Here is a 10,637-nt window from a genome sequence, read left to right as displayed (position 1 = left end):
CGGATGAAATGACGAAGGGCCAGCGGGAAGGAGGCGAAGCCTCCGACCACACTGACCCCAGGCCCGAAGTGTCCGAGGGGGGACTTGAACCCCCATGCCCCGTAAAGGGCACTAGCACCTCAAGCTAGCGCGTCTGCCTATTCCGCCACCCGGACTGGTGCGCCTCCGCGGCTGTCCGCGTCGGCTGCCACAGATTAGCAAATCCCTGGTGATGGCGCGAAGTGGGTTTGGGCGGGGTGGGGCCGGAGGGTGTCAGGGCAGGGCTGGGGGAGGATGGGGGTGCCGGAACAACCTGGGCGGAACCAGTCGAGACGCCGGTCACGGGCGCTCCCGCGGCGGGAGGGCCTCCGGCTCTCGGCGCCGCGTGTGTGCGAGGAGGCAACGTGAGCAATCCTTCGGCGGAGGACGAGGTCGTCCAGCTGTGCAGTGACCTCATCCGCATCGACACCTCGAATCCGGGTGATCACAGTGGACCGGGGGAGCGGGTGGCGGCGGAGTACGTCGCGGAGAAGCTCGCCGAGGTCGGTCTCGAGCCGAAGATCTACGAGTCGCACGCGAAGCGGTCGAGTGTGGTCGTACGGATCGAGGGGACCGATCCGCAGCGGGACGCGCTGTTGATCCACGGGCATCTGGACGTGGTTCCAGCGCGCAAGGAGGACTGGACCCGCGACCCGTTCGGCGGGGAGGTCGCCGACGGCTGCGTGTGGGGGCGTGGCGCGGTCGACATGAAGGACATGGACGCGATGGTCCTCGCGACGATCCGGGAGCGGCTGCGTCAGGGCCGGCGGCCGGAGCGCGACATCGTGCTGGCCTTCCTGGCGGACGAGGAGGCGGGCGGCAAGTGGGGTGCGCACTGGCTGGTCGACAACCATCCGGAGCTGTTCGAGGGGTGCACGGAGGCGATCGGGGAGGTCGGGGGGTTCAGCCTGACTCTGCCGAACGACGACCGTCTGTACCTGATCGAGACGGCGGAGAAGGGCCTGGCCTGGATGCGCCTGATCGCCGAGGGGACGGCGGGGCACGGGTCGATGGTGCACCCGGACAACGCGGTGACGGCGCTGGCGGCGGCGGTGGGCCGGCTGGGGGAGTATGAGTTCCCGGTACGGCTGACGAAGACGGTGCGCGCGTTCCTGGAGGAGGTCTGCGCCGCGACGGGCGTGGAGTTCGACCCGGACGACATCGAGAAGACCGTGCGGGAACTTGGGCCGGTGTCCCGGATGATCGGCGCAACCCTCAGAAATACCCTTAATCCGACTGTTCTGGATGCTGGCTACAAAGCGAACGTAATCCCGCAAACCGCTACGGCTCAGGTCGACGGCCGATTCCTCCCTGGATATGAGGAGGAGTTCTTCGCGACCGTCGACGAACTGCTCGGTGAGCACGTACGCCGGGAGTTCGTCCACCATGACATCGCGGTCGAGACGGAGTTCGACGGGCCGCTGGTCGAGGCGATGGCCGCGGCGCTGAAGGCGCACGACCCGCACGCGCGGCCGGTGCCGTACTGCCTGTCGGGCGGCACCGACGCGAAGTCCTTCGCCACTCTGGGGATTCGCTGCTTCGGTTTCGCGCCGCTCAAGCTGCCGAAAGATCTGGATTTCTCCGGAATGTTCCACGGTATCGACGAGCGTGTCCCCGTCGAGGGTCTCCAGTTCGGCGTGCGCGTTCTCGACCATTTTCTTGATCACGCGTGAGAATTCTCGGCGATTGCCGAACCAATGCGCTCCGTGGTGCTAGCGTGACTCAACGTACGGAACGCCTTTGCGTTCCGCGCGGTGGGTCGATGCCGAGGAGGGCGCGTGGTTCCCAGGTGGTCGCGGTCACGGAGGTGCACCTCCGTCGTCCCGTGCCGCCCTGGTCCCCGCGCGTTCACCCGGCGCCTGCGCGGTCTCCTCGCCCTGCCGGTCACGCGTCGCCTGCTCACCATGGCGGGCATCGCGGTGGCCGGCTGGCTGCTCGGAGCCGCCGGGCAGGCACACGCCGACACCGTTCCGGGCGCACGCCTTCCCAGCGTCGTCGCGCACGCCGGCTCGCAGGTCACCAGGCTTCCCGGTGACCTGCCGCCGCTGCGCGCCGCCGTACCGGCCGTGCACGTTCCCCGGGCGGCCCTTCGGCACTCTCGACCGCCGTTGATCCCCGTCCCGCCGGCACCCGCGGCGGGCGGATCGGCCGGAGCCGTACGGCCCGGCACGTCGGAGGTAACGGCGGACCCTTCTCGGGCACCGCGGCACTCCGGTCATGGACATCGCGCCGCGACCGGTCGCGGGCCGGTGACGAGCACCGGTCCGGTCGCCGCAACGGGGGCGTCCGAGAAGGTCTCCGTCGATCATGCGACCCGTTCCCGGGTCTCCGCGCCGGTCATGCCACGAGTGCCGCAGCAACTGCCGCACCGGGCACAGGCGCTTCCCCCGTCCAGCGGCGACGGCGTCACCCAGACGGGGCTGTGGCGTGCCCCCGGGTTCGGGGCGGCCTCAGGCCGCTCGCGCGCGTCCGCTCCGATCGTGCGGATGGTCCCCCCGACCGTCCGTACCGCGGCGGACGAACCCTCCTTCTCGCCTGACTAGTCCCCACCCTCGGCCCGGCCCCCGCCGGGTCGCTGCGGCGTGCCCGCATGCGCGCGGCCACGCCGCCAATCCCCCCAGGGACGTTCTCCGACTCCTGCGAGACGTACCCCCAACCCCCTGTATCGAAGGAGTTCCCCCATGCCTACGTGGGCGAAGAGCACCGCGCGTGCCACGCTGCTCACCGCGAGCTTCGTCGCGCTCGGTGCCGGTCCGGCCCTCGCCGACGTCACCGACGGCTCCGGCAGCGTGCTCGGCGGCAACCAGATCAAGGCGCCCGTCTCGGCGCCCGTCAACGTCAGCGGCAACGCGGTGGCGGTCATCGGTCACGCGCTCGCCGGTTCGGCCGGCGGTGCGTCCGTGCACCGCGGTGCCGGCGCCGGTGGCGGCCGGCAGTCGACCTCCGGGCGGCACAGCATCGGCGGCGGCAACCAGGTCAACATCCCGATCACCGCGCCCATCAACGTGTGCGGGAACGCCGTCGGCAACGCGATCGCCGGGTGCGAGGGCGGCGCGTCGGTGACCGGCCCCGCCACCACGGGCGGGGGCCGCACCAACGGGCGGCACAGCATCGGCGGCGGCAACCAGGTCACCGCCCCGATCACCGCGCCGGTCGACATCTGCGGCAACGCGGTCGCGGTCATCGGTCACGCGGCCGCCGGATGCGCGGGCGTGATCCCCCCGGTGCGCGGCGGCTCCACCCCCGGGGGCCGTACGAACGGCCGGCACAGCGTCGGCGGCGGCAACCAGGTCACCGCCCCGATCACCGCGCCGATCAATGCCTGCGGCAACGCGGTCGCCGTCATCGGCCACGCGCTGGCCGGCTGCGTCGGCGGTGCCTCCGTCTCCGGCGGCCACGGGCACCACGGCGGGCACGGCGGGCACGGCGGCCACCACTGCGTCTCCCCGCAGCACGCCATGGCGGCACGGGCACCGCAGAACGAGCTCCCGGCGGTTCCGGACCTGCCGTCCACGGGCACGGTGGCGGGTGACCCCGCGTCCCTGCCGTCCGTCACCGGACCGGCGCTCCAGCCGGCCCGGCGCCTGAGCGCGCCCGCGACCTCGGTCGTCCCCGGATCGCCCCGCCTGCCGGTGGCGGCCCCGATGCCGCGGACGCCGCAGGACGCCTCCTTCCCCGTGAGCGGCCGCCTGGCCGACGCCGCCGGCGCGGTCCCGGGCGCGGTCCCGGCGCTCCCCGACACGACCGGGCTCGCCGGCCCGGTGAACGCCATGCTGCCCGGTTCGGGCACCTCCGAGACGGCCGCCGGCACGGCGAAGACCGGCGCTCCCGTCGACCCGGGAGTCGCCGGCGCGGTCCCGGGCGCGCGGGCGCTGCCCAACCTGCCGCGTGTCCCGGACACCCGGTCGATCCCGGCCGCGGGCGCGGCGCTGCCCGTCCCGGCCCGGCCCGGTCTGCCGCCGGTGAGCGGATCGTCGAAGGAGATCCCCGCGATGCGGACGGTCGCGGCTCAGGGGCCGGACCGGACCCAGCGCGGCGCGCTGGCCGCGCTGGCGCTCGCGGCGCTGCTCGCGGCCTCGTCCGGAGCCGTCGCGATGGTCCGCCGGTTCCGCGACCGCTGACGCGGGACCCCGGCGCCGAGACGGCCCGCACGGCCGTCTCGGCGCGGTCCCGCGATCCGCGACCGTAGACACGTCCGCCGACGCTGGCCGGGTCACGCCGACGTTGCCGAGTGACACCGGCCGGGCGCGCGGCCGGTGGAGCGCTGACGCGGCCGGGTGACGCCGACGCGGCCGGTGGACCGCCGGCGCGGCGGGTGACACCGCCGTGGCGCGGGTGAGGCCGGCGCGGGGCGGGGTGAGGCCGCGCGGTCAGCGAGCGCGGGCATCCGGGGGTGCCTGGCCGGAAGGTCGACTTCGGGCCAGGCAAAGCCCGGTAAAGCTGAAAGTTTGGGTCAAGGTGTGCCCTGCGCTCACGCGCGGGGCACATTGCTGTAGCGTCGAGGAGGTCGAGGAGTGGCCGCCTCTACAAGGTTCGCGTAGCGCGGATGACCTTGCGGCGGAGCTGGATTCGGCGGCGTCCGTCGGGGTACACCCGCACGCGGACGAGTTCCCACCCGCCATGTTCGGCATGCTCGACCATCACCTGCCTCGCGGCGTCCCGAGTCGTGCCGCGTGGTAGATGCAGTACTAGGTAGGAGTACTCCAGCATTGGCCTTATTCTGCTCCGTCTAGGGTCCTCACGGGGAGCGGGTGATCCTCTTCCGCGGATTCGGTCTACCGATGTCCCAGGTCGACCGGCTTCGGGGTGGCACTTGACGACTCCCGCCGCAGTCGAGATTTGTGAGGTTCAAGCACCGTGCCCGACAGCAACGGCACAACGAGGTCCGGCCGTAACCGCCTGGTGATCGTCGAGTCGCCCGCGAAGGCAAAGACGATCGCGGGTTATCTCGGCCGTGGCTACGTCGTGGAGTCCAGTATCGGCCACATCCGTGATTTGCCGGAGAAAGCCGCTGACATTCCCCCGAAGTACAAGGGGGAACTGTGGGCTCGCCTGGGCGTGAACGTCGACCATGGCTTCGAACCGCTGTACGTCGTCAACGCCGACAAGAAGCAGCAGGTCGCCAAGCTCAAGAAGCTGCTGCAGGAGGCCGACGAGCTCTACCTCGCGACGGATGAGGACCGCGAGGGCGAGGCGATCGCCTGGCATCTGCGTGAGGTCCTCAAGCCGAAGGTGCCCGTGCGCCGGATGGTCTTTCACGAGATCACCAAGGACGCCATCCGCGCCGCCGCGCAGAGCCCCCGCGAGCTCAACCTGAAGCTCGTCGACGCCCAGGAGACCCGGCGCATCCTCGACCGCCTGTACGGCTACGAGGTCAGCCCGGTCCTGTGGAAGAAGGTCATGCCGAAGCTGTCGGCGGGCCGGGTGCAGAGCGTCGCGACGCGGTTGATCGTCGAGCGGGAGCGTGAGCGCATCGCGTTCGTCCCGGCGAACTACTGGGACCTGTCGGCCACCTTCGACACCGGCAAGCCGGAGGAGCCCTCGACCTTCGCGGCGACCCTCGTCTCCCTCGACGGCAGGCGCGTCGCCCAGGGCCGTGACTTCACCGCGCAGGGCACGCTGAAGTCCCAGGACGTCCTGCACCTCGACGAGGCCGCCGCCCGGGGCCTCGCCGAGCGCCTGCGCGGCCGGCCGTACGCCGTCACGTCCGTGGAGCGCAAGCCGTACCGCCGCAGCCCGTACGCCCCGTTCCGTACGACGACGCTGCAGCAGGAGGCCAGCCGCAAGCTGGGCTTCTCGGCGAAGTACACGATGCAGATCGCGCAGCGGCTGTACGAGAACGGCTTCATCACCTACATGCGAACCGACAGCATCACGCTGTCGGAGATCGCCATCAACGCCGCGCGCCAGCAGGCGAAGGCGCTGTACGGCGCCGACTACATCCCCGACAAGCCGCGCGTCTACCAGAGCAAGGTGAAGAACGCCCAGGAGGCGCACGAGGCGATCCGCCCGGCCGGTGAGACGTTCCGTACGCCGGGCGAGACGGGCCTGTCCGGTGACCAGTTCAAGCTGTACGAGCTGATCTGGAAGCGCACCGTCGCCAGCCAGATGAAGGACGCCACCGGGCAGTCGGTGTCGGTGCGCGTCGGTGGCGAGTCGACCACCGGCGAGCGGGCCGAGTTCGGCGCCTCCGGGAAGATCATCACCTTCTACGGTTTCCTCAAGGCGTACGTCGAGGGCGCGGACGACCCCTCGTCGGACCGTGACGACCAGGAGCGCCGCCTGCCGCCGCTGGCGGAGGACGACCCGCTGACCGCGACCGAGCTCGGCGCCGAGGGGCACTCGACCCGGCCGCCGGCCCGTTACACCGAGGCCAGCCTGGTCAAGGAGCTGGAGGACCGCGAGATCGGGCGGCCGTCCACGTACGCCAGCATCATCGGCACGATCCTCGACCGCGGGTACGTCTTCAAGAAGGGCACCGCGCTGGTGCCGTCCTTCCTGGCGTTCGCCGTGGTCAACCTGATGGAGAAGCACTTCGGCGAGCTCGTCGACTACGACTTCACCGCCCGCATGGAGGACGCGCTGGACGCCATCTCGCGCGGCGAGGCCGAGCGGGTCCGGTGGCTGCAGCGCTTCTACTTCGGTGAGAAGAAGGACGGTCTCAAGGAGCTGGTCAACCACCTCGACGAGATCGACGCCAAGGAGGTCAGCTCCTTCCCGATCCTCGACAGCGACATCGTGGTCCGGGTCGGGCGCTACGGCCCGTACCTCGACCGCGACGGCCAGCGGGTCAACATCCCCGAGGACATCGCGCCGGACGAGCTGACGAAGGACAAGGCGGAGGAGCTGTTCGCGCAGCCGAGCGGCGAGCGCGAGCTGGGCGTCGACCCGGACAGCGGCCACCCGATCGTCGTCAAGAACGGCCGGTTCGGCCCGTTCGTCACCGAGATCCTCCCGGAGGACTCTCCGAAGAGCGCCAAGCCGCGCACGGCGTCGCTGTTCAAGTCGATGTCGCCGGAGACCGTGACCTTCGAGGACGCCCTGAAGCTCCTGTCGCTGCCGCGCGTCGTCGGGGAGCTCGACGGCGAGCCCGTCACCGCGCAGAACGGCCGGTTCGGCCCGTACCTGAAGAAGGGCACCGACAGCCGGTCGCTGCAGGGCGAGGACCAGCTGTTCACGGTCACGATCGACGAGGCGAAGGAGATCTTCGCCCAGCCGAAGCAGCGCGGGCGCGGGCGGGCCGCCGCCGCGCCGCCGCTGCGCGAGCTCGGTGATGACCCGGGCACCGGCAGCAAGATCGTCATCAAGGAGGGCCGCTTCGGCCCGTACGTCACGGACGGCGAGACCAACGCCAGCCTGCGCAAGGGCGACGAGATCGAGTCGATCACGATGCAGCGGGCGCTCGAACTGCTCGCCGAGCGCCGTGAGAAGGTCGCCGCGGGCGGCGGGAAGAAGCCCGCCCGGCGGCGTACCGCGAAGTCTCGGTCCTAACGCTCTCAGGTGGATACGCTGACACAATGACCAGAACGGGCAGCTCTTCCGGCGTGCTGTCGATCAAGCCGTTTCGTCGGCTCTGGATCGCCCTGTCGTTGTCGAGTTTCGGCGATTGGCTCAGCATCCTGGCGCTGACCGCGCTGGCCGGCTCGCTGACCAAGGGGTCGGCGGAGAACTACGCGATCGGCGGCGTGCTCGTCGTCAAGCTGCTGCCGGCGCTCGTGTTCGGACCGCTGGCCGGCGCGGTGGCCGACCGCTTCGACCGCCGTACCACGATGGTGATCGCGGACATCCTGCGGTTCAGCCTGTTCCTGTCGATCCCGATCGTCGGCCGGCTCGACTGGCTCTACGTCGCGACGTTCCTGGTCGAGGTCGTGACGCTGTTCTGGATCCCGGCCAAGGAGGCCACGGTCCCGAACCTGGTGCCCAAGGACCGGCTGGAGCGGGCCAACCAGGTCAGCCTGATCTCGACGTACGGTTCGGCGCCGGTGGCGGCGGCGACGTTCTCGGTGCTCGCGCTGATCTCCGGGGTGGTCTTCTCGACGCACCGGCAGCAGGCGAACCTCGCGCTGTACTTCAACGCCGTGACGTTCCTGATCTCCGCGATCACGATCTTCTCGCTGCACGAGATCCCCCGGCAGGACGGCAAGGTCTCGGTCCCGTCGATCCTCAAGCAGATCCTCGCCGGCTGGCGGTTCGTCGGCTCGACGCGGATGGTGCGCGGTCTCACCGTCGGGATCGTCGGCGCGTTCGCCGCCGGCGGCGCCGTGATCGGCATCGCCAAGGTCTACGTCAAGGCCCTGGGCGGCGGCGACGCCGCGTACGGTGTCGTCTTCGGCATGGTGTTCGTGGGCATGGCGGTCGGGATGTTCCTGGCCCCCCGCATCCTGAAGGACTTCAGCCGCCGCCGGCTGTTCGGCCTGGCCATCATCGGCGCCGGCGTCGCCCTCGTGCTGATCGCCGTCATCGAGAACCTCGTCATGGTGGCCCTGCTGACCGCGCTGCTCGGGGCGGGCGCCGGCGTCGCCTGGGTGGTCGGCTACACCCTGGTCGGCCTGGAGGTCGAGGACAGCCTCCGCGGCCGTACGTGGGCGTTCCTGCAGTCGCTGGTCCGGGTCGTGCTCCTGCTCACGGTCGCCGCCGTGCCGTTCATCGCCGGCGCGGTCGGCGAGCACCGGATCAAGGTCGGCGACGGCGTCTACCACTTCGACGGCCCGAACGCCGTGCTGCTGCTCGCCGCCCTGGTCGCCGTCATCGTCGGCCTCCTCGCCTACCGGCAGATGGACGACCGCAAGGGCATCCCGCTGTCCCGCGACCTCCTCGCCGCGCTGCGCGGCGAGGAGTACGTCCCGGAGGAGCCGAAGAGCGGCGAACGCGGCGTGTTCCTCGCCTTCGAGGGCGGCGAGGGCGCCGGAAAGACCACCCAGTCCCGGCTCCTGGCCATCTGGCTCCGTGACCAGGGCTTCGACGTCGTCACCACCCGCGAGCCCGGCTCCACCAAGATCGGCATGCGGCTCCGCGCGCTGCTGCTCGACAAGGAGACCACCGGCCTGGCCGCCCGCGCCGAGACCCTCCTGTACGCCGCGGACCGGGCCCAGCACGTCGCCGAGGTCATCCGGCCCGCGCTGGACCGCGGCGCGATCGTCGTCACCGACCGGTACGTCGACTCCTCGCTCGCCTACCAGGGCGCCGGCCGTGAGCTGAAGGTCAAGGAGATCGCCGAGGTGAACCGCTGGGCCACCGGCGGGCTCACCCCCGACCTGACCATCGTCCTGGACGTGCCGTCCGACGTCGGGCTGGGCCGGTTCGCCTCCCCTGCCGACCGGATCGAGTCCGAGCCGCGCGAGTTCCACGAGCGCGTACGCCGCGGGTTCCGCGCCCTCGCCGAGGCCGAGCCGCACCGCTACCTGGTGGTCGACGCCACGCAGCCGCAGGAGGACATCGTCCGGCAGATCCGCGACCGGGTCCGTGCCCTCCTCCCGGACCCCGTCCCGGCCACCGCCGAGGCCGTCACCAGCACGATGCCGGTCATCAGCGACTGACTCCGCCCCGTCGGCCACCGGCGAAGCGGGGCGCCGAACTCGTGCGGCGACCCCTGCCCGATCATGGTCAGCGTGCCCCTTCGTCCTGGGGTTCCCGCCGGCCCGTGTCCTGCCACGGGAACGGGGCACGGTCGGGTTCGACCCAGCCCGTCCTGGCCTGCGCGGAGGCCAGCGTCGCCGGGTGGTAGAAGCGGGTCAGCAGGCGCTTGTCGAGCAGGGCGGGGTGGTGGTCGGCGAACGCGGTGAAGTCGTCTTCGCCGCGCTCGGCCGCGTGGTGACCGACCAGTTCGACCCAGGCCCGGCTCATGGTCGCGTGGTACTTCTGGGGCACATTCGCATAGCGGGCGGTGCGCTGGATGCCGTCGCTGACCAGGCCGATCGCCGCGGGAACGCCGACCCGTCGAACGGCCAGCCACGTCAGGTGGACGTGTTCCCGGTGGCCGAACCGCTCGGCGGTCGCCATCACCTCGGCCATCAACGCGTCGAAGTCAGAGCCGCCGACGTGCTCGCCGGAGGGGCGCGTGGTCATCAGGAGACCTCCGTCAGGGCTTGCAGGGCAGCGCGCAGGTGGGCGACCGCGTCGTCCGGCAGGCCGCCGAGCGCACGGCGCTCCAGGTCGGCGATGGCCTGCCGGATCATGGCGGCGGCGACCTGCCCGGACGAGGTGAGTTCGATGAGGACCGCCCGGCGGTCTCCGGGGCGGGTGCCGCGGGTGATGTGACCGCGTCGTTCCAGGCGGTCCAGCACGCTGGTCAGGGTGGTGGGGCGGCTGCCCACGTCCGCGCCGAGTTCGGACACGGTCCGGCCTCGGCCGTCGGCGAGGTTCGCCAGCGCGTTGATCTCGGAGGCGGTCAGGTCCAGGTCGACGAGCTCCGCGGAGAGCACTTGCAGGGTGGCGTGGGTGGCCCGCTGCAACGCGAGCAGAGCCGACCACTCAGATGACACGGTCTCGGAATTCACGATTTCGGACTATACGATTTCGTATCATCCGCTCGCAACTGAAAACGATGGCTCCCACTCCGTTGGTCGGCCGGTGGAGGGCGGGCTGAAATCCGCCTCCGTCGGCCGGTTCTCGTTGTGGCA

8 protein-coding genes and 1 tRNA gene are annotated in these 10,637 nt (G+C 71.1%); 5 read left to right on the top strand and 4 right to left on the bottom strand.

Features of this window, described 5'->3' with window-relative positions:
• Positions 1-69 precede the first annotated feature (69 nt).
• Positions 70-155: transfer RNA gene (locus NE235_RS15110), tRNA-Leu, on the bottom strand.
• A gap of 228 nt (positions 156-383) precedes the next feature.
• On the opposite strand from NE235_RS15110, the gene NE235_RS15105 reads away from it, so the two are divergent.
• The 3 genes from NE235_RS15105 (at position 384) to NE235_RS15095 (ending at position 4,139) form a co-directional block, all read left to right on the top strand.
• A complete protein-coding gene (locus NE235_RS15105; RefSeq protein WP_252803112.1) occupies positions 384-1,691 on the top strand; it encodes a M20/M25/M40 family metallo-hydrolase in 1,308 nt (435 codons plus the stop codon).
• 105 nt (positions 1,692-1,796) lie between these two features.
• The gene (locus tag NE235_RS15100; RefSeq protein WP_252803109.1) at positions 1,797-2,561 is read left to right on the top strand and encodes a hypothetical protein; all 765 of its coding nucleotides are present in this window, start codon (positions 1,797-1,799) and stop codon (positions 2,559-2,561) included.
• A gap of 138 nt (positions 2,562-2,699) precedes the next feature.
• Complete coding sequence (locus tag NE235_RS15095; protein ID WP_252803107.1) at positions 2,700-4,139, top strand: chaplin family protein; 1,440 nt, start codon at positions 2,700-2,702, stop codon at positions 4,137-4,139.
• Between the two features lie 403 nt (positions 4,140-4,542).
• Here NE235_RS15095 and NE235_RS15090 read toward each other — a convergent pair whose 3' ends face one another.
• The gene (locus tag NE235_RS15090) at positions 4,543-4,728 is read right to left on the bottom strand and encodes a DUF5703 family protein (RefSeq protein ID WP_252782122.1); all 186 of its coding nucleotides are present in this window, start codon (positions 4,726-4,728) and stop codon (positions 4,543-4,545) included.
• A gap of 147 nt (positions 4,729-4,875) precedes the next feature.
• Here NE235_RS15090 and topA point away from each other — a divergent pair, with 147 nt between their 5' ends.
• The gene (gene topA / locus NE235_RS15085; protein ID WP_252803105.1) at positions 4,876-7,509 is read left to right on the top strand and encodes a type I DNA topoisomerase; all 2,634 of its coding nucleotides are present in this window, start codon (positions 4,876-4,878) and stop codon (positions 7,507-7,509) included.
• 26 nt (positions 7,510-7,535) lie between these two features.
• Positions 7,536-9,554, top strand: a complete 2,019-nt coding sequence (tmk, locus tag NE235_RS15080; RefSeq protein WP_252803103.1) for a dTMP kinase — start codon at positions 7,536-7,538, stop codon at positions 9,552-9,554.
• Between the two features lie 67 nt (positions 9,555-9,621).
• Here tmk and NE235_RS15075 read toward each other — a convergent pair whose 3' ends face one another.
• On the bottom strand, positions 9,622-10,083 hold the full coding sequence (locus tag NE235_RS15075; protein ID WP_252803101.1) for a hypothetical protein: 462 nt from the start codon (positions 10,081-10,083) through the stop codon (positions 9,622-9,624).
• On the bottom strand, positions 10,083-10,514 hold the full coding sequence (locus tag NE235_RS15070) for a MarR family winged helix-turn-helix transcriptional regulator (protein WP_252803099.1): 432 nt from the start codon (positions 10,512-10,514) through the stop codon (positions 10,083-10,085). Before NE235_RS15070 ends, NE235_RS15075 begins: the two co-directional genes overlap by 1 nt.
• Positions 10,515-10,637: the final 123 nt, after the last annotated feature.

The organism is Actinoallomurus spadix (assembly GCF_024055725.1).
In the GTDB taxonomy this organism is placed as follows: domain Bacteria; phylum Actinomycetota; class Actinomycetes; order Streptosporangiales; family Streptosporangiaceae; genus Actinoallomurus; species Actinoallomurus spadix.
This window is presented reverse-complemented; position numbering and strand designations above follow the sequence as displayed.